Source organism: Pseudoalteromonas sp. SG43-1 (genome assembly GCF_014164415.1).
Classification (GTDB): domain Bacteria; phylum Pseudomonadota; class Gammaproteobacteria; order Enterobacterales; family Alteromonadaceae; genus Pseudoalteromonas; species Pseudoalteromonas distincta.
Window position 1 is genome coordinate 57,009 of record NZ_JACJFD010000016.1, and the last position, 24,921, is coordinate 81,929.

A 24,921-nucleotide genomic window follows, 5' to 3' on the forward strand; every position below is an offset into this window, starting at 1 on the left:
AACCTACTCTTTAAATTTATAGCCTACACTATAAACCGCTGCTATTGGGTTTAGTCCTGCTTGAATGTCGTTAATCTTTTTTCGTATATTTTTAATATGTGTATCTATGTTGCGATCGGATATGTCGGTTGTGTCGCTGTATACGTTATTAATAATATCTTCGCGGGTAAAAACACGCCCTACGTGGCTTATAAATAATAAAAATATTTTAAACTCGACGGCGGTAAAGCCAATACTTTTGTCGTTTAGGCGTGCTTCGTAATCGTCTTTGTGTAATTGGAAATTATTATGATTAATGATGTTGGTTTTAGGCTGGCTGGTCCTTCTTAGTACGGCTTGTATGCGTGCTACAACTTCTTTGGGGCTGAAGGGTTTGCATATGTAGTCATCGGCGCCGATCTCTAAACCCTGCAAGCGGTCTATTTCCTCACTTTTTGCGGTAAGCATAATAATAGGCAGACTTGAAAAGGCTCTTATTTGCTTACATAGCTCTATGCCATCAACATCTGGCAGCATTAAATCAAGAAGTATTAAATCTACTGCGTTTTGTTTTACAAAACTAACTACACCTTTGCCACTATTAAAGTGCTCAGTTTCGTAATTTTGTTGCTTAGCGTAGGCAATAAGTACCTCGGCAATGTTTTCTTCGTCTTCAACGATAAGTATTTTTTGTGATGCCATTATTTTAACCTAAAAGTGTCAGCGTTATTTTAACTTCTAGCCCACCGAGTGGTGAGTTGTGCAACGATATTTGACCGCCATGTGCCTCTACTATTTGTTTGCAAAGTGCAAGTCCTAAGCCCGAGCCGCCGTGCTCTCGGCTTCGAGATTTTTCAACGCGATAAAAACGCTCAAACAATTTTTGTAAGTCGTTTGGTAAAACACTTGGGGCTGAATCTTGTAAAATAAGCTCAATGTTATTGGGTCTTTTGTGGGCAAGTATTATTACTTGCCCACCTTTATGCGTGTATCTGCAGGTATTTTCTAACAGGTTTGAAAATAATTGTATAAGGCGTTCTTTATCACCATTTATTATACATTTGCTGGCTTTGGTTAAGCTTTTGCTATCTACATTTAATTCATGCTCTTTAAAGCGAGCGGTGTAGTTTTCAATTGATTGCTCAAAAATAGTGATTAAATCAATGCGCGCATTGTTATAGGTTAAATTAACGCTATCTGTTTGTGCTAGTTGGGCTAGGTCGTCAACAATGTGGCTTAAGTTATCTACTTGGTTTATGAGTAAATTAATGCGCTTTGTGTCGGCTGTAAATACGCCATCTTGAACGGCTAGTAAATGCGAGCGTAGTACGGTAAGTGGGGTTCTTAATTCGTGGGATGTGTCTGACACCCATTGGAATCGCATTTGTTGGTTTTGCTCAAGCGTGTGGGCTAAGGCATTAAAGTTGTTGGATAGGGTACCTAGCTCATCTTTACTAGAGGGAATTATTCTGCTGGCAAAATTTCCTTTTGTTAACTCATCGGTGCCAGTCACTATTTGCTTTATTGGTTTTATTAAATGGCGAGATAACACAATAGCCATAATAAATGCGAGCACAATAACGAGTAACGTGATCATAAAATAGTTATGAAATTGCGCTGCTAAAAAGGCTTCTGCTGGGCTACTTTGTACAAGTTTTGAAGGGACTAAACCTATCCAGCCTATAACGTTATTGTTTAATAAAATAGGTTCTATATGTGGGTTGTCGTTTAAATTAGCTCTACCAACAACAACCTTTTTATTTTGATCATATAAACTTATACGTTGCCCTGTTTTAAGAGAACCTGCAGGTAAGTGTACCCACAATAAAGAGGGCGTTGCATTGCTGCTATTTGGTTTGGGTGGGGTGCTTGTGTGTTTATTCGTTTTAGGCTCGCCTGGCTTTTTTTGCGGCTCTACAATAGATCGCCATAATTGCGTGTTTTGCGTAATGGGTTGCCAACTGCCTAATTCGCTATAAAGCTCAATAAGTTGCTGCTTAACCATTGCTACATGCTTTGTTTCTTCTTGTTCAACAAAGTCGTTAAACCCTGACGAAAAGGTCATGTATATAAACACAAACATAAGCCCAACAAGGGCGATATTAGTGATAAAAAAAGCTAAAAAGAATTTATGTATTAATTTCACTGATTGGCAAATAGTAAAGATCATGACGTTAACGTACCAAGCAGTATTGCATATTGATTATGTGCCTACAATTAGCGTATTTAGGGAGTTGCTTACTAAAATCCTTTTTAAGTAAGCTTTTAGGTATGTTGATTCTTGGGCTAGAACTTTATTTTTGCGGTATCGCCAGCACCCAGTAACTTATATTGTGGTTTTACAAAGCTTGCGTGTACTGCACCTAAACTTTTAGGGAACGATATGGCAAGTTCATCTACTGTTGTAAATGTGTGCTTCGCTTGAAAAACAATTTCTAGGTCGTGCGCTTCGTTGTTGCTGGTGGTTAAAGCGACGCGTTCAAACACGATAACTTGCTGATTTACACGTAAGCTCGTTTTTTGTTTAAGTGCATTTTTTGCAAACTCTTCTTGTTGCTCTGCACTTAAGTTTGTAGGCATAAGCTTATCAATATCGCCCATAAGCCATGCTTGCTCGCTTTGCAGCGCTGAAATTAAGTGCTCAGCATTAGTTAATACTTTAACCTCAACTTGCCCGTCTCTTAAAATTACTTGGGCTGTTGTGTTTTTTAATACATGGGCGCTCACTTGAGCGCTCATACTTGTTAAAATACACGCGAGCATTAGCCATTTTAATTTTTTTAAAAAATACATAATTACTACCTTTTATTGAAGCGGAGACCTTTTTGTTTATTGAGGTTGCTCAATAGTTACTTTACAAATAAGGGTGTTGTCGGTTTCTAAGTCTTCGCCCCATATGAATTTTGCATTTTCATCCCAGTTAATATCGTCGTAACCGTCTTTTGGTCCTACATCGGCAAAGTTGTGCTCTACTGCATTAGCCCAGTTTGCGTTATCAAAGTTACTTTGCAGCCAGTTAGTTGGAGCTTCTTTTGACATAAACGTACAAACGCCTTCGCCCGCTACAGGGTTTGTTTCGCTTTCGCATAATTTGTTGAGCGGCGCTTTGTGCAGTATTTCGCATTTAAAGCTTTTATCGCTTACGGCAACTACTTTATTTGTATCGGTGTCGGTAAGTTGCATAATAAAACCGCCATCACCCATTTGCTGATTTTTAGCGCCGATGTATTCAAGCCCAGTGTCGTTTTGCTTAAAGTCTTTAATTATTAAATTAAGCTCAATAGGGTAGTTTGCAGAAAACGTAATACTTTCGGCATTAAATGAACGCTCTGTAGTTATAGGCACAGAATCTTCAACAAGTAACTGCTCGCCTATGTAGGCTGTAAACCAGTTATCAGCCCATGCTTCTAGCTTTAAGTTATGCTTGCCTGTAATGGCAGGATTTGTATTTTGCTTAGTGACTGTTGGAGTAAGGTGATTTGGTTGCGGACCTCTACAAAATGTACCTGTTTGAACTTTGCCACCATTACTGATGGTTTTTTGTTTAAAGCTATAGCAGTCTTTTCCCTGTGATGCAGGGCTGTAGGTAGTAAAGTAGTTCTCGCCTTTGTATGAGTAGCTCATTGTACGGCTGCCGTTTTCAGAGATTGTGTGCGTTAGGTTTTCAACGCCTCCTTGTGGCGGGCGCAAGTCGGCTCTTATACCTTGAGTATCGCCACTAAGTGGTGACACTCTTGGTAATTTTGCGGTATCTACTTCACCAACTAAGCACTGAATAATATACGGCGGCGTAGCTGATGTTTGGTAGCGATAGCCAAATGTGTCGTCGGTTTGTCCGTTACATACATCAAGGTCACCTTTGGCAATTGCACTGCCGTCTGGGTTTTTACTGCCATACAGCGGGTAACCATCGTAAGCCCAACCAATAATGGCATCGCTTGTTTGGTTTTTCATTGTGTCAATCATACACGTTGGCGATACATGATAATGGTAGTCATCACCTCGTCCTGCGTGTCCGCCACATATATCTAACTGTCCGAGTGCTAAAGTGTCGTGTTTTTCATCGTAGCTATTTACGTCCAACTCACCTTGCGAAGAATAGTCGTATATTGGTACGCCGTTAACGGCAACACCTACGGCTGCATCAATTGTTGTTATTGTTTTTGCTTTTTTAGGATTTAGCTTTATAGGTGCTACGTAGTCTTTAGCTGGAACAGGTATTTGCTCGTTAGTACCTGTAATACCAGTCATTACTTCATGATCAGGATAAGTAGATGAGGCAATATAAGCATATTGTTCATCGCACGTAACAGATACGCTTTGATCAAACCCTGCATTACTTACTGATTGTGTAATAGCATCGCAACGAGGTGATTTTACGTTAGCGGTTAAATATGATTTATCAGGCTTTGGTTGCTCATTTGGTTTTGGTCTTGTATTAGGTTTGTGTTCGGCGCTACTGGCGCTTCGCGAGTATTTAACCGTCATACTTGCAGTATCGAGCGTAATATCTTTTACAGCAGCGAGTAATGCTGAGCGATCTACTTTTGTATCGCTATTAAAGGTAACCGGTGCAGATAACGCGTATACAGTATAAGTATAGCTTTTTTCACCTGGGCCTTTAGAGCAAGGCGGCGCGTATTGGTTTAAATCGTTTACGCTATTAGAGCCTACTTCACCGAGGGTTTCGCCCGCTTTAATTTGTGTTTTATCGGCGGAAATGTTGTACATGGTCCAATACCAATGCATTCCCTCTGGCGCTTTATGATCCATAATTAATGCATAATATTTGGTTGTGTCAGGCGCACCGCTCCAGTTAAGTGGGGGGCTAATGCTTTGCCCATCGCACGTATAAGTAATAGGCAAGTTACCGCCATCACTTACTTTTGAGCTGGTTAGAGTAAAATTATTGAGTTTTGATTGTTCAAGCGATTGGCTGTTTTGCTCGTTGCAGGCAATTAAGGTTACACAGCACAGTGCACTGAGTAAAAAGGCATGGGTATTTTTCATCATTTAAAACTCCAAAGATAAAGAGTACATAGTAAGAATTAGCTATTAAGAGTGTAGTTCTCAAATGTAGGGCAATTATGTAGTTTTAAATTTTTTTGTTTTATTAAGGACAGGCGTTAAGTTGTGAGCTGCTTACGTGGATAAAGACTGGGTATGGAAGGAAATACTAACTTAAGCATGGCTTTATTTTCACTCAGTTAAATAACGCTAAAATCCTTATTTTAAATAAGGATTTTCTCCCATTGCGACGACCACACAAAAAATTCTTAAATCTAACTCTAGCTGGTGATAACTCGGCTCCATATGGCAGCAAAGTTGATAAAAGCCTTTGTTGTGATCTTTTTCTTTAAAGTGGGCAAGCTCATGTACCACTAACGCTTTTAATAATGGCTCGGGAGCACGCAGTAAGTCGCTGTTTATCGCTAAATCGTGTTTGCGGGTTTTACCTTGCATTCGATACGTATGTGTACCAAGTGCATTAGTAACCATGTCGCCTTGCTTTTTAAATGCCGCACGGCCAAATGGTGGCGCATTTTTTAAATACTGTTTTTTAAGCTCGGTTGCATAGCTATAAAGTAGTTTATCGCTAGTAATGGTATGTGCTTGCGGGTACTTTTTAAGTAAGTAGTCACATACCTTGTTGTTATTTATAAGGCTTAATACTTGCTCAACAATGTTAGCTGGGTAGCCGGTAAAGTAACGTGCGTATTCACTCATTATTATTTCTCTGTCGTTTTACTTTTAAAAAAGTGCTTGCTGGTGGGCTTCTTTTTCGCCAGTAAATGGGTTTAATGCTTTGTGATCATAACCAAGGTCTTTGCAAAACTGCCTTGCTAATAATGGCGCTTCTCGGTTATCTGCTGTATGAAAAAACACATAGGGCGTTTTTCCTTCATCAAGCCATTGTTTTACTTTACTTAGCCACGGTTTATAAAAGGGTTTAAAGTCATTTTGTAAATCGGCTATTACAAAGCGCGCCATAGGCTCTGAGCCAGTAGCTATTGCATGTACCGGTAAGTGGGGCTTTTTTTGCTGTGCATCTATTAGCGCTTCGGTTGTTGGTTTTACCGCAAATAGGGCGCGGGTATCCATCGATATGCGATTTAGGTTGTTTGCCATTAATAACTTATTAAGCGCTATTTCGGCTTCACCCTTTTGAAAAAATGCAGTATGACGTACCTCTACGCCGTAATTAACCTCTTTTGGTAATAGGCTAATAAATTGGGCGAGTTTGGGTAAGTCACTAGGACCAAATGCTTTAGGTAATTGCAGCATGATTTGCCCGGTTTTTTCTAAAATAGGGGAGAACAAGTTAAGCCAATCAGTAAGCTCGGTTTGAACATTAGTAAGATGCAGCTCGTGGCTAAAGCGACGATTAAACTTAAACGTAAATTTAAAATCGTCGGGTACGCTGTTTGCCCAGCGCAATACGGTGCTTGGCGATGGGTCAGCGTAAAAGCTGGTATTGCCTTCAACTGAGTTAAAATGTTGGGCGTATTGGCTAAGCATATCGGCGTTTTTACATTGGCTTGAAAATAAATTGCCTTTCCATGCGTTGCTCGACCACTGAGGGCATCCAATATATAACATACAAACTAGCGCCTTATTATAAAGTGGCGATAGTGTAGCAAATAACAAAACGAGCTGCTGTAAATTCAGGGGCAAAAGCGGCACACGCCCTAGCATCTTAATGTTAGTTGAGTATAATGCAGGGCTTAATTTGATTATTTTTAGATTGCTAGCGGCTTTATTTGTATTGTGGTGACCTGTTTTTTAAATCACACGCCTTAAAACAAATAAATATAACCGTTTAAGCCTTTTATCTGACAGGAAAACTATGCGCTCTATATATTGCGGACAGCTAAATAAAACTCACGTAGATCAAGAAGTTGAACTATGTGGCTGGATCAACAAACGACGTGACCTTGGTGGACTTATCTTTGTCGATTTACGCGATAGAGAAGGTTTAGTACAAGTTGTATTCGACTCTGACATTGAAGAGTTAATGAGTTCAGCTAACACACTTCGCCAAGAATTTTGTGTTCAGCTAAAAGGTACTGTACGTGCACGCCCTGATAGCCAAGTAAATAAAGATATGGCAACAGGTGAAATTGAAGTTTTAGGTACTGAGCTTACAATTATTAACCGCTCTGAACCGCTTCCACTTGATTTTAACCAAGTAAACTCAGAAGAGCGTCGTTTAAAATACCGTTACTTAGACCTACGTCGTCTAGAAATGAGTGACCGTATTAAATTACGTGCTAAAGCAAGCAGCTTTGTTCGTCGCTTTTTAGATGAAAACGGCTTTTTAGACATCGAAACACCTGTACTTACTAAAGCAACGCCAGAAGGCGCACGCGATTACTTAGTGCCAAGCCGCGTTCATAAAGGTAGTTTTTACGCTTTACCACAGTCTCCACAGTTATTTAAGCAATTGTTGATGATGTCGGGTTTCGACCGTTACTACCAAATTGTTAAATGTTTCCGTGATGAAGATTTACGTGCCGATCGTCAACCAGAATTTACCCAAATAGATATAGAAACCTCGTTCATGAGCTCTGATCAAGTACGTGGTATGACTGAAAAAATGATCCGCGAGATGTGGCAAACATTGTTAAACGTTGATTTAGGCGATTTTCCAATCATGCCTTACAGCGAGGCAATGAGCCTTTACGGTTCTGATAAGCCTGATTTACGTAACCCAATGAAGTTAGTTGATGTTGCAGATTTAGTTAAAGACGTAGAGTTTAATGTTTTCTCAGGTCCAGCTAACGACGAAAAAGGTCGTGTTGCTGTATTAACTGTACCGGGTGGCGCTAAGCTTTCTCGTAAACAGCTTGACGATTACACTAAGTTTATTGGTATTTACGGCGCTAAAGGCATGGCGTGGATGAAAGTAAATGACCACACTGCAGGCGCTGAAGGTGTTCAATCACCAGTGGCTAAGTTTTTAAGCGAAGACGTAATCACAAAATTACTTGAGCGTACTAATGCACAGTCTGGCGATATTATTTTATTCGGTGCCGATAAGCGCAATACGGTAAATGAAGCAATGGGCGCACTGCGCGTTAAGATTGGTGTTGACTTAGAAATCACTAACCTTAATAGTTGGGCACCACTTTGGGTTGTAGACTTCCCAATGTTTGAAGAAGATGACGAAGGCACATTACATGCTGTACATCATCCATTCACTGCACCAAAAGATATCACTGCAAGTGAGCTTGAAGCAAATCCAGCTGCGGCTATTTCAGACGCCTACGATATGGTATTAAACGGCTACGAAGTAGGTGGTGGTTCGGTACGTATTCATAATGCAGATATGCAAGAAACCGCATTTAGAATTTTAGGTATTAACGAGCAAGAGCAACAAGACAAGTTTGGTTTTTTACTTGATGCACTTAAATACGGCACACCACCACATGCTGGTTTAGCATTTGGCCTTGACCGTTTAGCAATGCTTTTATGTGGTACCGATAACATTCGTGACGTTATTGCTTTCCCTAAAACAACACAAGCGTCGTGTTTATTAACCAACGCGCCAAGTAAACCTAACCTTGATTCGTTAGCTGAGCTTGCAATTAGTGTTGTAGAAAAAGAAGTATCAAGCGAAGAGTAATTATTACTTAGCTTTTGAGCTGAATTTAAAAACCCTTAAGTTATATGCTTAAGGGCTTTTTTATGGTTAAATTTATAGCAGAGTGTGTTTTAAACGAATAGACGAAAAAGGAATTATTATGTCGATCAATGCAACCTTATTTGGTGAGTTTTTAGTTTTTATTATTGTGCTGTGTATTCCTATTTTTGCTGTAATTAGCTACAAAATAGGTAAGCGTAAAAGTACTATGCCGGGTGTTTTAGCGTTTGTGGGTGGCTGTTTAGCGCTATTTCCACTACTTGCTTTGATTTTTATCGCTGTGCTTGCGCTTAAAAAAGATTTACCTAAAAGTAATGGCTACACGGGTTAAATTTAATAGGTGAATTGTGTTGTTAAGTAATAATAACCAGTATTTTGATGAACAATTTAATGCTTTACAGTACGCAGAGCAATTAACTGAAAACTCTGAGTTTGAAGAGTGTATATTTATCGATTGCGACTTTTCAGACGGGCAGTTTAAAAATTGCCGATTTATAGAATGTAGTTTTAAAAACTGTAATTTATCGTCACTTAAATGGAACTACAGTTCGCTTGAAAATGTAAGTTTTAGCCACTGTAAATTAAATAGTTTGCAATGGGCTGATGTAGATTGGCCAGCGCTTAGTATTAACGCACCGGTGAGTTTTAATTATTGCGAGCTCAGTAATAGTTCTTTTTTTGAATTGACTCTCAAAGCCCTCAAACTAACACACTGCTTTGCCAAAAATGTTGATTTTAGACACGCTGATTTAAGCGGTAGTATATTTACAGGAACAGATTTTCGCGATAGTGAGTTTTTTCAAACTAACTTAACAAAGTGTGATTTTGTAGGTGCAAAAGCGTTTAATATAGATTTGAATAATAATATGTTAGCGAATGCTAAGTTTGATCGCTTCGAAGCACTTAATCTGCTTACCAGCCTTGATATAGAGCTTTGTGATTAATTTAGTTTAATATGGTTACATACCTAGAAGCGACAGCTTAGCTGGGCTTCTAGATACTGCGTGACTGCGTAATTAACGGCTTGGGCCATTTTTATTACGTGCACTGGCAAGCTGTCTTGCGATTTCTAATAACGCTGGTGAAATATCTTCAGCGCCATCTTTAATTAGTTTTGTAACATCACCTGACGAAAACAAACCGTCACGCGGTGATTTAATACCTAACTCACGAACAAAATCCTTCGTTTTACCTGTGCTGCCTGTTTCAATAAACTTAAAAATAATACGTTCATTGTTGTTTTTAGCAGGTGCTTTTAGTGTTTCGATTTCGTCATGTATTGCAGTTAGTTTGTCTTCTAAAATTTCTATACGTTCTTGAATGCTATTGTATGATTTCATTTATTGGATCTTTTACTAAATATATTTAAACAATGGCGGCTATTATCGCATAGTTTGACAATAGAGAATGCAAAGCTATAAAGTAAAAGTTATTTTTAATTAAAAACAATGATTTATATAAATTTAAATATGCAAAAAACACTTAAAAAGCTTTTTATATTAAGCGCACTAGCTCTAAGCACATTAGTTATGAGCGCAACAAGCTATGCAAATGACAACGTTATAACTGATAAAAGCCGTAATCGCGATATTCCTATCAATATTACATTACCAGCTAATAATGCTAAGTGTACAGCGCAAGCAAAATGCCCTGTGGTGTTTATTAATGCGGGCTACGGTATTAGCCATAATGAATATACGTTTGTTAGTAATGCGTTTAATCATTGCGGATACTTAACAGTAGCCGTTGCACATGAATTAAAAAGTGACCCTTACCTTAATCGTGAGCAACCTTACTTAACCACTCGCATGGAAAACTGGCACCGTGGCGTAGTAACGCTTAAGTTTTTAGTTAATGAGCTATCGAGTAAATACCCAGCGTACGACTTTACAAAGCTCGCCTTATTTGGGCACTCAAACGGCGGGGATATTTCGGCGTTATACGGCTCTATTTACCCCAATGAAGTAAGCCAAATTATTACTCTCGATCATCGCCGCATGTTGATCCCACGCAATAAAAACATTCGCGTACTTACGCTTCGTGGTAGTGATTACCCAGCTGATGCGAATGTGCTGTTAAACGATTCAGAGCTGGATAAGTTTCCTGTTACACAAATAATGATAGAAAAATCACGCCATAACGATATGTACGATGGCGGACCAATATGGCTGGTGGATAGAATGAGTAAAGAAGTGGGGCATTTTTAGATAATTAGCCAAGATATAATCAAGCCAACTTTAAGCTGGCCTGATATATAAAGGTTTAAGCTGATGCAGAATTTTGAGTGGTATTAAACAAAGCATGTATATTATTGCAGGTTACCCTTGCGGTGTAGCAAACTGTTTTATTGGTCGTTCTTTTATTTCCATATCTTCAGTAGGAATAGCTAAAAGTGAATATCTGGTTCTTATGGTAATGATATCAGCAAATTTACCGTTAATGTACAAATTGACGAACGGTGTAATCGTACTTACTAAGTATTTTTTTTCAGGGTTTAAAGCAAACCTTTCTTCCATGCCTTTTAGCTCAATAAACTTTACTTCAAGCGGTTCGAACTCTATAGAGGATAATTGTTTGTGGGCACGCCGCCGTCCTTGTATAGGTTGTTCAGGGACTTTTGCACCTGGATTTTCCGCTCTTAATGAGAAGTATGCATCCACTTCATATATAAACATTGAGTTTAAGTCGATTCCCTGCTTATCGAAAGCGAGAGAGGTTAGCTTAACTTGATAAGGCGTAGTATTCGCCAATCTTATACTAGTGATACATTTAGTATCTAGATGACAAAATGTATAAGAGGATGCAGCAATAGGACCTTCGATAATTTCTTCAGAGTTGGCAAAAGTAGAGTAACTAATTAAAAGAAATATAATATTTACTAAAATTTTCATTGAGCTGCTCGCACTGCATTTTCAAAAGATATGATCGGTATAATAAAGTTGTTCTGCCACTATCATCCTAACTCACTTCATATCCACTAAACAGAGCTAGTGGATTATTACTACTGATTACCCCTGTGGCGTAGCAAACTGCTTTATTGGTCGTTCTTTTATTTCCATATCTTCTGTAGGAATTGTTAACAGTGAATAGTTTGTTCTAATTGTGATGATATCGGCAAACTTACCATTAATGTACAAGTTTACAAATGGAGTAAGTGTTCCCACCATATACCTTTTCCCTGGCTCTAATGCAAACCTCTCTTCTATGCCCTTTAGCTCTATAAACTTGACTTCTAGTGGCTCGAATTCTAATGATGATAATTGCTTGTAGGCACGTCTGCGTCCCTGTATGGGTTGCTCTGAAATACCTGTATCTAAATTATTCTCTTTTAAATCGTAGTATCTACTTTCTTCAAATACATACATCGAATTTAAATCGATTCCTTGTTCATTAAAAGCGAGAGAGCTTAGCTTAACTTGATACGGGGTTGTGTTAGCTAGTCTAATATTCGTTGTACACTTAGTATCTAGATGACAAAAAGTGAAAGAGGAGGTAGCGATAGGGCTTTCTTTAACTTCTTCAGACTTAACAAGAGATGAGTAACTTATTAAACAAACTATGGAAATAATAATTTTTTTCATTGGGCTGCTCGTACTGCATTTTCAAATGCGTATGAAGAGGATAGAATTTCTTTCCTATATTGGGCGTTTTGATTTATTCGTGCGTTTCGAGCGATTATATTAAGCTCTTTCATAGCTGTTCTAGCGTTATATGCTGTATCTTCAGAAGTCCATACCGCGTGACTAAACTCGTGAACGATAGTATCAACTTTTCTGTCAGTTCCTACTTCGAAAAAGCTCTTACCAAACCCTATAATCCCATATCTGTCATAATAAGTAGCATCGCCAAACCCTGCGCATTTATAAAGCTTATGAGGAGTTAAAAGCATGGAGCCGATAAGGTTTATTAGTTTACGAGCTTGGCGAATAAGAAATGTTCGTGTTGCTTCAAATTTAGCCGAATTAACAAAACCGTATTGTTTCATAATTGATTCGAATTTTTCTTTTTTCTTTTCATCTGCGTTAGCAGGATTGTGCAATATATTAATAAAAGTTGTTAATGCTTTTGGAGTAATTAGCATAGCTAATTCAATTTTTTTTAGCTCAGATAAAGTTAACTCGATACCTGTTTTGTTTGTTACTTCGTAAATTGAAAAGTTATTGCGCTCATAGTAAGTATTTTTATTCATACCTATCCTTGGTTATTAAATATTACTGTAAACTACTAAAAGTGTACCTATTATTCAACCCCTATATTTAATTTTAGAGTTTAAGTTTGCTTTATTAACAACTTAATATAACGCAGTAAAAACTGCGCTATATTTATCGGATGTAGTTACTCTACCAATTCACTTACAATAACAGGGTTGTTATGTAGTGTTTTATGCACAGGGCATTTGTCGGCTATTTCAAGTAAACGCTGGCGCTGCTCTTGTGTTAAATCACCGATTAAAGTGATTTTACGGGTAATGGCTTCTAGGTTACCGGTTTGCTCACAATCGTCGCAATCTTTGTTGTAATCGCGAGTGTGATCAAGTTCTACTTTAACATGCTCCAGTGGTAAGTTTTTACGTGTAGCGTACATACGTAGTGTCATGGCCGTACAGGCACCAAGCCCCGCTAATAAGTGATGATACGGATCGGGGCCTAAGTTTTTACCGCCTACTTTTATTGGCTCATCTGCAAGCCAAGTATGATCTTTTGTACTTACGTGCTGAGTAAATACATGGTCTTTTTCTTCAACAAGTACATTACCACCCGTTAAACTTGCCGTGTATTTAGTTTTGTCGTACTTAACATAACGGTTTGCCCACGTTGCAATTATTTGTGCAGCGTAGTCGGCATCGTTTTTATTTGTTAAAAGGTGATCGGCGTTATCTAGGCTAATAAAGCTTTTAGGGTGCTTAGCTGATGCATAAATTTTTTCAGCTTCACTAATATTTACAGTCGCATCAATAGGGGAGTGCATTACTAATAATGCGCGCTTAAGTTTACTTATGTGGCTTTTATCGTACTTGGCTATATCGTCAATAAATTGCTTTTTAATGGTAAATTCACGACCAGCTAAGTTAACTTTAGCTTCACCTTCTGCGTTAATTTCATCAAGGTGTGCTTCAAAGTTATGCGCTACGTGCTGCGCATCTGACGGTGCTCCAATGGTTGTAATAGCCGATACTTCAGGAATATGCTCAGCAGCAGCAAGAACGGCTGCCCCGCCTAAACTGTGGCCAATGAGTAGTTGCGGCGGAGCAAAATGCTCACGTAAATGATTTGCCGCAGATACTAAATCTTGAATGTTTGATGAAAAGTTACTGTTAGCAAAGTCGCCATCACTATTACCTAAACCGGTAAAGTCGAAACGCAGTACGGCGATACCTTGCTGTGTGAGTGCACGACTAATCCGTGTAGCTGCTGCAATGTCTTTACCGCATGTAAAGCAGTGTGCAAATAGCGCGTAAAACTTAACGTCACCAGAGGGAAGTTCAAGTTGGCCGGCAAGTTCTAAATCGCCGCTTTTAAAAGATACTTTTTGTCGCATGGGGAGCCTTATTTACACAAATAAAATATATTCTAATAATAGACCAGAGATAGTTACTAAACCTTGCAAATTCAACGTTTTTTTGTAAGTTGATCTTGATCAAGCAAAGTGACGGTGACTATGTTTTACGGACATATGTCCTTATGTTTTTGAGGTCATTTGTCTATCCTCACATAGCGCTATAATGAAGTCTTTGCTACTTTATATAAGTAATTTAGCACTATTAAAAGCAACTCACTTCACACAACCTATTCACTGGAACGTACAATGCAATTACCTACTGTTGATTATAAAGCTCCCGATGCGGCTGCACAATTTGTTGAATCGTTAAGAAATACTGGATTTGGCGTTTTAAAAAACCACCCAATCCCACAGTCTTTAGTTGAGTCTATTTACAAAAATTGGCAAGACTTTTTTAACTCAGAGCAAAAGCACGACTTTTTATTCTCTAAAGAAACTCAAGACGGTTACTTTCCGCCTTCAGTATCAGAAGTAGCGAAAGGCTTTACAATAAAAGACATTAAAGAGTACTTTCATGTGTACCCTAAAGGTCGCGTTCCTGCCCAGCTTGAGGCTGATGTACGTGAATACTACCGTTTAGCAAGTGAATTTGCTGGCACATTATTAAGCTGGGTTCAGGCTGAAGCACCAGCTGATGTGCGTGCTAAGTTTTCAATTGATTTAAAAGACATGATTGCCGATTCTGAGCAAACATTGTTACGTATCCTACATTATCCGCCTATGACGGGTGATGAAGAGCCTGGTGCTATTCGCGCAGCAGCCCATGGCGATATTAATTTATTGACTGTATTACCAGCTTCTAATGAGCCAGGTTTACAAGTTCAAAAAACAGATGGCGGTTGGTTAGACGTGCCATGTGATTTTGGCAGCTTAATTATTAATATCGGCGACATGCTACAAGAAGCGTCGGGCGGGTATTTCCCATCGACAATTCACCGTGTAATTAACCCAACGGGTAAAGCATCTACTAAATCGCGTATTTCATTACCGTTATTTTTACACCCGCATCCAGATGTTGTGCTTTCAGAGCGCTACACGGCAGATAGCTACTTGCAAGAACGTTTGCGTGAGTTAGGTGTTAAGTAACTCTAATACTTAGAGTAATTAAGTATAAACAAAAAACGGCCTATGGCCGTTTTTTGCATTTTTGAGCAACTTAATCACAGGTTTAACTTTAATAAACTATGCTCAATTGCCTGCAACGTAAATAATGGCATGCATTCTTAGCTACTACAGGTATAATGCGCGCAACTGGCTAATGTAGCCTTATTTAAAAGAGAGTTTATATGAGTTTTGAAGGTTTAGGTTTATCACAGTCTTTGGTTAATGCGGTTTTAGAAAAGGGCTATGAAACGCCAACGCCGATTCAGGCTCAAGCAATTCCTGCAATTATTGAACGCCGTGATGTTATGGCAGCAGCGCAAACAGGTACAGGTAAAACAGCAGGTTTTACATTACCACTTATTGAGCGCTTGTCGTCGGGCCCTAAAGCTAAAAGTAACCACGTACGTGCGCTTATTTTAACGCCTACACGTGAACTTGCTTTGCAAGTAAGTGAAAACGTTGAAGAGTACGCTAAGCATTCTGATGTGAGCTCATTTGTAGTTTACGGTGGCGTTAAAATTAACCCACAAATGCAGCGTCTTCGTAAAGGTGTTGATATTTTAGTAGCAACGCCGGGTCGTTTAATCGACTTACATAATCAAAATGCAGTTAAATTTGATAGCGTTGAAGTGCTTGTACTCGATGAAGCTGACCGTATGTTAGACATGGGCTTTATTCACGACATTAAACGCTTAATTGCTAAAATGCCTGCTAAACGTCAAAACTTGATGTTTTCGGCTACATTTTCAGATGAAATTCGTGCATTAGCAAAAGGGTTAATTAATGACCCAGTTGAAATTTCAGTTGCTGCAAAAAATACCACAGCGAAAAGTGTTACTCAGTGCGTTTACGCGGTAGATAAAACACGTAAAACAGCATTGCTAAGCCACTTGATTCGCACTAACGATTGGCAACAAGTATTAGTGTTTAGCCGTACAAAGCACGGTGCTAACCGCTTAGTTAAACAACTAGAGCGCGATGACATTGTAGGCGCGGCTATCCATGGTAATAAATCACAAGGCGCACGTGTTAAAGCACTTGATGGTTTTAAAAGTGGTGAAGTACGCGTATTAGTAGCAACAGACATTGTTGCACGTGGCTTAGACATTGTTGAATTACCGCATGTTGTTAACTACGACTTACCAAACGTATATGAAGATTATGTTCATCGTATTGGCCGTACAGGCCGTGCTGGTGCGTCGGGTCATGCGATTTCGTTTGTAACGGTTGATGATGCTGTTGATTTATACGGTATTGAACGCTTTATTGGTGAGCTTATTCCACGTGCTGAAGAAGACGGTTTTGAGCCTATTAACCCAGTAGCTGAACGCGCATTAGATGCTCGCCCACTGCCGGCTAAAAAGCCTAAGAAAAAGCAGCCTTTTAATAAGCCTAAATCTGATAGCAGCAAGCCTAACAGTAAAAAGCCGAACAATGGTGGAAATGGTACCGGCCCACGCCGTGGTGGTTCTAAAAAGCCAGCAGCTAAAACAGATGACATCGCGCAAAACCCATGGGCAAAGCGTGAATCTGTTGGCGGTAATGGCCAACGCCGTCGTCGCACAAATAATGATTAATGATCATATTGGCGTTTATATCAATCCGCAATAATACTTAATCATTTTGCGGGGCTAAACGTGTCGCTACCTGCGTTAAAAAATTCTCATTTAGAACAACTAAATAGCGATTTTTTTGCCTAGCTATCAACACGTTTTTCCACCCTCAAAATAGATCACTTAATTAAGCGAATTGGTATAATTAATTTAGTTAAATGCTGATACAAAAAACGCGCTACTTCTTTTGAATAAATAGAAGCAGCGCGTTTTTTATTGCCTGTAATGTGTTATTAGCTGATTAAATAGTTAATACCTAAACCTACAAATAAAGTAACACTTACGCTAAGTAGTGTGCCAAGCATAACGTACTCGGTAAGTTTTTTATCTTTGCTTGCACTTAAATCACCAAACCTAAATACTGACTTTGCCGCAAGTAAAAAGCCAAGCCCTGCAAATTGGTCAAGTAATATAAAGCTCAGCATGAGTACGCGTTCCAACATACCAATGCTTTGCCCTGCAAGTGGTAAGCTACCAGTACTTGAAAAGTTACTTGTTAAACGCTCTAACATCATTCTTATAAATACGGCGCTGGGACTTAAAATAATTAAATAACCGCATACCACCCACAGTATTTTGGGATCAGTGAGCATATTATTAATTGCAGCCATAAAGCTACTGTTATCAGTTAACCAAATACTGAGCGCAATAATAACGAGTATGTGCGCTATTTGATCTAGTAAAAAAGGTACCACGCCTTTATTAGAATACGATTTAGCTATATCAATAAAGTAATGGCTCAATATAATGCTCGCCGTGGCAATTAAAACACTGCTTAGTTGCTGCCACCCGAATATGTATTCCCACACGGTAATAATGAGTGCACTTGTTACACCATGCACTAGTACATGAAAATAAAGCTTACTGGCTTTAAAGTGACGGGTATTTCTGTCGTTTACCCAACTCATAGGTTGCCAGTAAAAATCAGCGAGTAAGTGGCCAATAATAAGCGCGACCAGTAAAAGTGAAAACGCCATTATTCACCTCCTTTAATTATATTTTTTATAACGTGTTGTGAGTGTTTAATAAAGCGTTCCATAAGTTGGTAGTGCGCTAAATTTAGTAGTTTGGTTACGTTTTCGCGACTTGTTTTAAGCTCTTTAGCCAGTGCCGCGTGGCTGTTGTCTGGTGATGTTAAATAGACATACAGGGCATTTGCTTGTTTTTGTGTGATTTTAGTGAGCAATACGTCGGCAAAGGCTAAATTAAGATTTAAGCTTTCATCGAGCTGCTGCTCGTTAATATTAAAAACAAAGCGTTGATTGCCTATTTTATCAAGGCCTTGTCCCGAAAGAGTGAAAGCTGAACCCGTTGCTGTTTTTATATCGCTGCGTGGGTTATCTATTTGCCCAAGCGCCAAGCTTTGTCGTAGTTCATAACCTGACGATTTAAGGTGTAAATATACAAGTATGGCATTTTTAAAAAGGAGCTCAGGATTGTTAACTTGTAACTGAAAGGCATCGCCTCGGTATATATTCCAAAGGGTTTGCTCACCCGAAATATTTCGCAAACTTTGCTCTAGTTGGTAAAGCATGGCATCGTATTGCTGCTTAGGGATTGTTTGCGATTTAATAATATCGCCGCTGATCACACCAATCATAAAAATCTCAAAATGGTTACTTTTTAACATGTAACCAATATTGGTTACATAAGGGTATGTAACTAATTTAGGTTACTTAAATATAAATTGCAAGGTACACTTATTTTATAACGTTACTTTTATTGCTATTAATCCTCACTAGGACACTAAATGACTTTACAAAACGAGCAGCAAAGCACGAAACCACGGGTCGGTATTTTTGTTGATGTGCAAAATATTTATTACACGTGCCGCGAAAGCTACGGAAAAAATTTTGACTACAATGCGTTTTGGCGAATGATGGAGGCGCAATACAATATTGAGTGTGCTTTTGCGTATGCTATTTATCGAGGAGATGAAAAGCAAAATCAGTTTCAAAATATTTTGCGTGCGATTGGTTTTGACGTAAAGCTAAAGCCATTTATTCAACGCCGTGATGGAAGTGCTAAAGGCGATTGGGATGTAGGCATAACAATAGACATGTTAGAGCAGGGTAAAAATCTTGATAAAGTTATTTTGCTCTCTGGCGATGGTGACTTTGCTTTGTTACTTGGGCATTTAAAAAGTCAATATAATGTACCGTGCGATGTATACGGTGCTGACAGGTTAACTGCTGAGGTATTAAAACAAAGCGCAGAGCAATTTCATTTAATTGATAATACTTTGCTACTTTAACAGTAAAAAATAGTTAAAAAAGTGCAAGCTAAGTGCCTGCAACATGAGAGATTTTAATACAAAGTCGTAATAGATGAATTAAGCCTTATATAGGCTTTTTTTATTACTGTAATCAATTGGGTTTGCTAAATGATTATGGTAATTTTAAAGCATAACGAGTTACCAAGGACTTACATGCTTCATTACAGCAACATGCCACTAGATAGAGGCTCAAATTTTCGTAAAGACCCATCGTGGCTTAAAGCGCAAATGTCGGCGCAAAGTAAATGGGTTTTAGTTAAAAATAATCAAACTCTATTTATTAAAGATACCCCTAAAGTAAGCTATTTAACGTATCAACAAGTGGCACATTTAGATTTAACGAGTGCTATTTTTGTTGGTTTAAACAATGCTAAACATGGTGTGTTTGCATTGGATGTCTCTGATCTGGATGAAAGCGTACTTTCGCCTTTAATAGAGGGCGCTCAGTTTTTTGATATTCGCCAATATGGGCCTCAAGTAACCATTAAATATGCCTCAATAGCCGCCCTTGCGAGAGGGTTATGTTATTGGCATGCCACGCATCGTTTTTGTGGGCGCTGCGGTAGTAAAAACCGTTCAGTGGAAGCCGGGCACTCTAGAGTGTGTGAAAACGAAAACTGTAAGCATCCTACATTCCCGCGTACCGATCCTGCGGTAATTATGGTTGTAACTAAAGTCTTTGCTGACGGAGTAGAACGCTGTTTATTAGGTCGCCAAGCTGCGTGGCCCACTGGTATGTATTCATCGCTTGCTGGATTTGTAGACCCAGGGGAGACACTAGAACAAGCTGTTGCGCGTGAAGTTAAAGAAGAGGCAGGCATAGAAGTTGATAACGTACGTTATGTAGCATCTCAGCCATGGCCGTTCCCATCGTCAATTATGCTTGGTTTTTTTGCAGAGGCGACATCTGAGGAAATTAACGTAGATAAAGAAGAGCTAGACGATGCAAAATGGTTTAGTCGTGAAGACTTAGAGCAATTTGGTAATTGGCACGAAGAAGGTGAGCATTTAAAGCTGCCTAGAACCGATTCTATCTCTCGTTATTTAATTGAGCATTGGCGCACAAACCCTTAAGGATTAACAATGTCGAGTAAAAGTAATAAAAACACTCAGCTGGTATCATCAGGGCGAAAAAAAGCCTATACACATGGCGTAGTAAACCCTGTTGTACAGCGTGCATCTACCATTGTATTTGATACTGTAGCCGATTTAAAAGAAGCAGCTAAAACCCGTGGCGATAAAACGTTATTTTATGGGCGCCGAGGAACAACAACACACTTTGCGCTGCAAGAAGCGATTACAGAACTTGAAGGCGGCGAAGGGTGTGCATTGTACCCTTGTGGCGCTGCGGCGATCAGCCAAGTATTTTTATCGTTTTTAAAAACCGGTGATCATATTTTAATGGTTGATAACGTGTACGAACCAACTCGTGATTTTTGCGATAAAATTTTAGTGGGGCTGGGCATTACAACAACCTATTACCCGCCAACCATTGGCGCAGGTATTAAAGATTACATTCAGCCAAATACTAAAGTGTTGTTTTTAGAATCTCCTGGTTCTATTACGATGGAAGTGCAAGATGTGCCCGCTATGGTAAAAGTAGCCAATGAGCACAACGTAATGACCATGCTTGATAATACCTACGGTAACGGCTTGCATTATCGCCCGTTAGAGCACGGTGTTGATATTAGTATTCAAGCTGCAACAAAGTATATTGTTGGCCATTCAGACGTGATGTTGGGGGTGGCTGTTGCTAATAAAAAGTATTGGCCAACCTTGCGAGAAAACTCATACTTACTAGGGCAATGTACCAGTGCCGATGATGCGTATTTAGCGCTTAGAGGCCTGCGTACAATGGGTGTGCGTTTAAATCAACATGAAAAAGCAGCAATAGAAGTAGCTAAATGGCTTGAGCAACATGAGCTTGTTGATCATATTCGACACCCTGCATTTGAAAGCTGCCCAGGGCATGAGTTCTTTAAACGTGACTTTGATGGCAGTAATGGGTTGTTTTCATTTGTAATGAAAACCGGCAATCAAAAAGCGATTGATGCATTTTTAGATAGCCTTGAGCATATCAAAATGGGCTTTTCGTGGGGCGGTTTTGAAAGTTTGGTAACGGCTAATTTAACCATGAAAGGGTTGCGCTCAAATACAGGTTGGGATTTAGGGCCGGTTATTCGTTTGCACATAGGCCTTGAAGATGTTGAAGATTTAATTAGCGATTTAAGCCAAGCACTTGAGGTTTATAAGCAGTATTTATAATTTATATCGCAATTTATACTGTTACATTTAAATGTATTGTTACAAAGCTCACCACAGGTGAGCTTTTTTTTGCTGGTAATTCAAGGTGTTTACACTTAGTGTGGATAAATACACAGAAAATAAAAAGTCATTAAGGATAGTCAATGGCAACACCATTACCGATAAACGTAGGGCGATTAACGCAAATAGCGGGATTTGAGCTTGTACGTATGTTTTTAACTAAACGTGGACTTATTGCATTAGCTGCCTTTGCATTGGTGTGGCTAATAATACTGCGCTACCCAATAGGGCAGGCAGTAGGCATTGTAAGTGCCCCCGATTTTGAGCAAATAGCCCGTGATATATCAGGTTCTATTGGTTTAAGTAAATTATTGGATTGGCCTGAGGCCGAATTTGCTATGTACTGGTTAATAGCCCTTTATAGCTTTCCCGTTTTTGGTTTATTTATTTGTAGCGACCAAACGGTAGGCGACAGAGAGCGCGGCACACTAAGGTTTTTATCACTGCGCTCCACTCGCTTTGAAATACTGTTTGGCCGTTTTTTAGGGCAGCTAGGAGTATTAGCCTGCTTAGTGGGTATAACGCTTGTGGCTACACTCGCTGTATTGGGTTTTAGAGAGCCAGGTTTACTGGCTGGTGGTTTTGCCCGTGCGCTTTCTATATTTTTAATATTAGTGATTACTCTGAGCCCATTTGTAGCACTAATGACGTTAATTAATACCTTTGCTCGCTCATCGCGTTTATCTATTGTATTGGCAATTTTATATTTTGCAGCAGGCGGTATTGTAGTTGGTATATTGCAATGGCAAATACCTGCATTAGGCTTGCTTGATTATTTATTTCCGGGTGTGCAAATAGAGCTATTAGCGGGGCAAAATTTACCATTATTGAGCGCTGTGGCTATTCCCCTTGTGCAAACTGCGGTATTACTAAGCGTTGCTCAACGTATTTTTGCAAGGAGCTCACTATGAGACCATTAATTACAGCTAGCGCTTTGAGTAAATCGTATGGTGCAAAACTTGCGCTTAATAATGTGGACTTTGAAATTAACAAAGGCGCGCCAGTGGCGCTTGTTGGGCCAAATGGTGCGGGTAAAACTACCTTATTTAGTTTGTTGTGCGGCTATATAGCGCCAAGTAAAGGCAGCCTTGAAATATTAGGGCATAAACCAGGTAGTGCTGCTTTATTTAATAAAGTAAGTGCATTACCGCAAGATGCACAACTTGACCCTCGTTTTAATATAGACAAGCAACTCGCCTTTTATGCAAAACTACAAGGTATGGGGGCAAAGCAAAGCCAAACTGAGGCGCTACGTGTACTTGATTTAGTTGGCTTAAAAGAAATTGCAAAGCAGCGTGCAGGGGACTTATCGCACGGTATGCGCAAGCGCGTTACGATAGCGCAAGCACTAATTGGCGCGCCACAAATTGTAATGCTTGATGAAGCAACCGCAGGGCTTGATCCGATTCATGCCAGAGAAGTACGTGAGCTAGTATCTGAATTAAGTGAGCAGGCTACATTTATTTTAAGCTCTCACGATTTAACTGAGCTTGAGCGACTATGCTCACAGGTACTTCATTTAGATAAAGGCGTACTAAGCGAGCACCAAACAAAAACTAATAATACCGATAAACACTTTTATACATTAATGCTAAGCGAGGCTTATCAAAATGTTGAGCAACAGCTTCAAGCAATTGCAGGGGTGAGCCGGGTGTATATGAGCCAACATAAAGAATATGTAGTTGAGTATCAGCCAACAGGTGAGCCGCTTGATATTGCACTGCTGAGTTTTTGTCATCAGCACAATTGGAAGTACAGGCAGTTAGTTAATGGTCACACATTAGAGAATCAAATATTTAAACAGGAGAAAGTATAATGGGTTTACTTAGCGGACTTATGGGTAATGCAAGCGAAGTTGACGATTCTGATTTAGAAAAAATCCTCGCCAATACATTAATTGACGGCGAGCAAGTAGAAAAAGCATATAAAGTAGTACGTGATATGTTTATTTTTACTAATAAGCGCTTAATCTTAATTGATAAGCAAGGTATGACCGGTTCTAAAATGGAAATGGTGAGTATTGCTTACTCTAAAATTACCAAGTTTAGTAAAGAAAGTGCAGGCCATTTTGACTTAGATGCCGAGCTAAAAATATGGGTTGGCTCAGATCCAACACCAATTAGTAAAGAGTTTAAGTCTGGCGATAATATTAACGATGTTTACCGAATTATTAGCCAACACGCGCTTTAATACAGTACATGTTTTAAGTAGTTGTTGACTAGATGTTGCAACTACTTTAATTTTACAGTTTACAACACTTCCTTACAATTAACTTAATAAATACAACTGGTTAGTTAAGTTTTCATTCAGTTTCCTAACGTTAGCATGTGCCTCGACTTTAGCAATACAGCTAGAGCATAAAAAGCAATGTACATAGGGAAGTCTTACAATGAAAAAATTAGCAGTTATTATTTCGAGCATTTTATTATCTAGCACTGCGGCTGCTGCAGACAGCTATAATTCAATTAGTAACCTAAGCTACAAAAATAGCGATAACAACGACACCGTTGCTGTAGATTCTATTTACTACTTATCTCCTAAAAAAACTTTAGGTCCGTACGATCAGTTTGAATACATCAATAAACAAACTAACGTATATGGTGGCTATGCTGATGACGACTTTGGCGATTTAACATCAGTTGGTGGTGAATACTTCATTAATGAATTTGTTGTTGGCGCATCTTACGAAAACCTAGACCTAGATTCAGGTTCTAACAGTGAGCTTTATAAACTGACGGGTGGTTACTTTTTCAACCCTGATTTACTTGCAAAAGTAACACTAGTTGAAAACAAAGACGGCGACGATTACGCATTATTTGATTTAGCTTATAACTACATGCTAAATAGCACAGATTACGTAGGTGTTACACTTACATCAGACGACGATTTTGATTACCGTGCAGTTGCTGCTAAATACTTTATTGATTTACAGCAAGGTAACTACCTAACTTTTGAAGGTAAATACGAAAGCATTGATGACGCAGAAAACCAATGGGTAGCAGAAACTAACTATTACTTCTCAAAAGCAACATCTGTATTTGCTAACTACAACAAGCAAGACACTTACAGCTTTGGTGCTCAACACTTCATCAATAAAAATATTGGTGTAAAGGTGGGTTACGAAAACAACGCTGATGATTCTGATAACGATGCGTACTTTGCTAACATGCGTTTTCAGTTTTAATTAAGTCCCGTACTTAGTTAATACAAAAGTAATATCAAAAGCCCGCTAAATTTAGCGGGCTTTGTCGTTTTTAAACGTTTGAGTTTTTAACTGTAAATTATTACCAGTCGCAATTACGCCCTTTATTTTGCTCATCTAAATACTTCTTTTAAATTATAAATAGAGTCGCCATGAATAGCTAAATTGTTATTAAAGTCATTAAATGCAGTCGATGATAATAGCTATAAAATAGTAAGTA

General features: G+C 38.9%; 26 protein-coding genes. 13 read left to right on the forward strand and 13 right to left on the reverse strand.

What is annotated here, in order from left to right; genetic code table 11:
• Positions 1-3: 3 nt before the first annotated feature.
• The 6 genes from H5159_RS12275 to H5159_RS12300 all read right to left on the reverse strand — a co-directional run bounded on the left by H5159_RS12275 (position 4) and on the right by H5159_RS12300 (position 6,579).
• A complete protein-coding gene (locus tag H5159_RS12275; protein ID WP_182780358.1) occupies positions 4-681 on the reverse strand; it encodes a response regulator in 678 nt (225 codons plus the stop codon).
• A gap of 4 nt (positions 682-685) precedes the next feature.
• A complete protein-coding gene (locus H5159_RS12280; protein ID WP_259399111.1) occupies positions 686-2,044 on the reverse strand; it encodes an ATP-binding protein in 1,359 nt (452 codons plus the stop codon).
• 221 nt (positions 2,045-2,265) lie between these two features.
• Complete coding sequence (locus H5159_RS12285) at positions 2,266-2,772, reverse strand: hypothetical protein (protein WP_182712733.1); 507 nt, start codon at positions 2,770-2,772, stop codon at positions 2,266-2,268.
• A 36-nt stretch (positions 2,773-2,808) separates the two neighbouring features.
• Positions 2,809-4,992, reverse strand: coding sequence for a YHYH protein (locus tag H5159_RS12290; protein WP_182780360.1), 2,184 nt, complete (start codon positions 4,990-4,992; stop codon positions 2,809-2,811).
• A gap of 213 nt (positions 4,993-5,205) precedes the next feature.
• Positions 5,206-5,706 carry a M48 family metallopeptidase gene (locus H5159_RS12295; RefSeq protein WP_024599830.1) on the reverse strand — a complete coding sequence of 167 codons (501 nt, stop codon included), beginning with the start codon at positions 5,704-5,706 and terminating at the stop codon, positions 5,206-5,208.
• Positions 5,707-5,730: 24 nt separating this feature from the next.
• Entirely contained in the window at positions 5,731-6,579 is an 849-nt protein-coding gene (locus tag H5159_RS12300) for a DUF72 domain-containing protein (RefSeq protein ID WP_182780361.1), read from the reverse strand.
• A 247-nt stretch (positions 6,580-6,826) separates the two neighbouring features.
• Between H5159_RS12300 and aspS the strand changes: the two genes are divergently transcribed.
• From aspS to H5159_RS12315, 3 genes are all read left to right on the forward strand, one after another.
• Complete coding sequence (aspS, locus tag H5159_RS12305) at positions 6,827-8,605, forward strand: aspartate--tRNA ligase (RefSeq protein WP_182780362.1); 1,779 nt, start codon at positions 6,827-6,829, stop codon at positions 8,603-8,605.
• Positions 8,606-8,723: 118 nt separating this feature from the next.
• Positions 8,724-8,954: a hypothetical protein gene (locus H5159_RS12310; protein WP_076924392.1), complete on the forward strand. Its 231-nt coding sequence runs from the start codon at positions 8,724-8,726 to the stop codon at positions 8,952-8,954.
• A 16-nt stretch (positions 8,955-8,970) separates the two neighbouring features.
• Positions 8,971-9,567, forward strand: a complete 597-nt coding sequence (locus H5159_RS12315) for a pentapeptide repeat-containing protein (protein WP_182780363.1) — start codon at positions 8,971-8,973, stop codon at positions 9,565-9,567.
• A 72-nt stretch (positions 9,568-9,639) separates the two neighbouring features.
• Here the strand turns inward: H5159_RS12315 and H5159_RS12320 are convergent, their stop codons facing one another.
• The gene (locus tag H5159_RS12320; protein WP_010555318.1) at positions 9,640-9,963 is read right to left on the reverse strand and encodes a hypothetical protein; all 324 of its coding nucleotides are present in this window, start codon (positions 9,961-9,963) and stop codon (positions 9,640-9,642) included.
• Positions 9,964-10,092: 129 nt separating this feature from the next.
• Here H5159_RS12320 and H5159_RS12325 point away from each other — a divergent pair, with 129 nt between their 5' ends.
• Positions 10,093-10,830 (forward strand): alpha/beta hydrolase, encoded by a 738-nt coding sequence (locus H5159_RS12325; RefSeq protein WP_182780364.1) that lies wholly within the window; start codon positions 10,093-10,095, stop codon positions 10,828-10,830.
• A 111-nt stretch (positions 10,831-10,941) separates the two neighbouring features.
• Here H5159_RS12325 and H5159_RS12330 read toward each other — a convergent pair whose 3' ends face one another.
• The 4 genes from H5159_RS12330 to H5159_RS12345 form a co-directional block, all read right to left on the reverse strand.
• The gene (locus tag H5159_RS12330; protein ID WP_182780365.1) at positions 10,942-11,514 is read right to left on the reverse strand and encodes a hypothetical protein; all 573 of its coding nucleotides are present in this window, start codon (positions 11,512-11,514) and stop codon (positions 10,942-10,944) included.
• 117 nt (positions 11,515-11,631) lie between these two features.
• Complete coding sequence (locus tag H5159_RS12335) at positions 11,632-12,204, reverse strand: hypothetical protein (RefSeq protein WP_182780366.1); 573 nt, start codon at positions 12,202-12,204, stop codon at positions 11,632-11,634.
• The gene (locus H5159_RS12340) at positions 12,201-12,812 is read right to left on the reverse strand and encodes a hypothetical protein (protein WP_182780367.1); all 612 of its coding nucleotides are present in this window, start codon (positions 12,810-12,812) and stop codon (positions 12,201-12,203) included. Before H5159_RS12340 ends, H5159_RS12335 begins: the two co-directional genes overlap by 4 nt.
• Before the next feature lie 146 nt (positions 12,813-12,958).
• Entirely contained in the window at positions 12,959-14,161 is a 1,203-nt protein-coding gene (locus tag H5159_RS12345; RefSeq protein WP_182780368.1) for a bifunctional alpha/beta hydrolase/OsmC family protein, read from the reverse strand.
• A 267-nt stretch (positions 14,162-14,428) separates the two neighbouring features.
• On the opposite strand from H5159_RS12345, the gene H5159_RS12350 reads away from it, so the two are divergent.
• The gene (locus H5159_RS12350; protein ID WP_008172584.1) at positions 14,429-15,268 is read left to right on the forward strand and encodes an isopenicillin N synthase family oxygenase; all 840 of its coding nucleotides are present in this window, start codon (positions 14,429-14,431) and stop codon (positions 15,266-15,268) included.
• A gap of 200 nt (positions 15,269-15,468) precedes the next feature.
• Positions 15,469-16,863: a DEAD/DEAH box helicase gene (locus H5159_RS12355; RefSeq protein WP_182780369.1), complete on the forward strand. Its 1,395-nt coding sequence runs from the start codon at positions 15,469-15,471 to the stop codon at positions 16,861-16,863.
• Between the two features lie 269 nt (positions 16,864-17,132).
• Here the strand turns inward: H5159_RS12355 and H5159_RS12360 are convergent, their stop codons facing one another.
• Positions 17,133-17,876 carry a DUF3307 domain-containing protein gene (locus tag H5159_RS12360; RefSeq protein WP_182780370.1) on the reverse strand — a complete coding sequence of 248 codons (744 nt, stop codon included), beginning with the start codon at positions 17,874-17,876 and terminating at the stop codon, positions 17,133-17,135.
• Positions 17,876-18,499, reverse strand: coding sequence for a hypothetical protein (locus H5159_RS12365; protein ID WP_182780378.1), 624 nt, complete (start codon positions 18,497-18,499; stop codon positions 17,876-17,878). The genes H5159_RS12360 and H5159_RS12365 overlap by 1 nt, the downstream gene beginning before the upstream one ends.
• A 150-nt stretch (positions 18,500-18,649) precedes the next feature.
• Between H5159_RS12365 and H5159_RS12370 the strand changes: the two genes are divergently transcribed.
• The 7 genes from H5159_RS12370 to H5159_RS12400 all read left to right on the forward strand — a co-directional run bounded on the left by H5159_RS12370 (position 18,650) and on the right by H5159_RS12400 (position 24,683).
• Positions 18,650-19,153 (forward strand): NYN domain-containing protein, encoded by a 504-nt coding sequence (locus H5159_RS12370; RefSeq protein ID WP_024595755.1) that lies wholly within the window; start codon positions 18,650-18,652, stop codon positions 19,151-19,153.
• A gap of 174 nt (positions 19,154-19,327) precedes the next feature.
• Positions 19,328-20,248: an NAD(+) diphosphatase gene (gene nudC, locus H5159_RS12375; RefSeq protein WP_182749682.1), complete on the forward strand. Its 921-nt coding sequence runs from the start codon at positions 19,328-19,330 to the stop codon at positions 20,246-20,248.
• Between the two features lie 9 nt (positions 20,249-20,257).
• Positions 20,258-21,439, forward strand: a complete 1,182-nt coding sequence (locus H5159_RS12380) for a cystathionine beta-lyase (RefSeq protein WP_182780371.1) — start codon at positions 20,258-20,260, stop codon at positions 21,437-21,439.
• A 143-nt stretch (positions 21,440-21,582) separates the two neighbouring features.
• A complete protein-coding gene (locus H5159_RS12385; RefSeq protein WP_182780372.1) occupies positions 21,583-22,410 on the forward strand; it encodes an ABC transporter permease in 828 nt (275 codons plus the stop codon).
• Positions 22,407-23,315, forward strand: coding sequence for an ABC transporter ATP-binding protein (locus H5159_RS12390; protein WP_182780373.1), 909 nt, complete (start codon positions 22,407-22,409; stop codon positions 23,313-23,315). The genes H5159_RS12385 and H5159_RS12390 overlap by 4 nt, the downstream gene beginning before the upstream one ends.
• A complete protein-coding gene (locus H5159_RS12395; RefSeq protein WP_007377979.1) occupies positions 23,315-23,689 on the forward strand; it encodes a PH domain-containing protein in 375 nt (124 codons plus the stop codon). Before H5159_RS12390 ends, H5159_RS12395 begins: the two co-directional genes overlap by 1 nt.
• Before the next feature lie 199 nt (positions 23,690-23,888).
• Entirely contained in the window at positions 23,889-24,683 is a 795-nt protein-coding gene (locus H5159_RS12400; protein ID WP_182780374.1) for a putative porin, read from the forward strand.
• Positions 24,684-24,921: the final 238 nt, after the last annotated feature.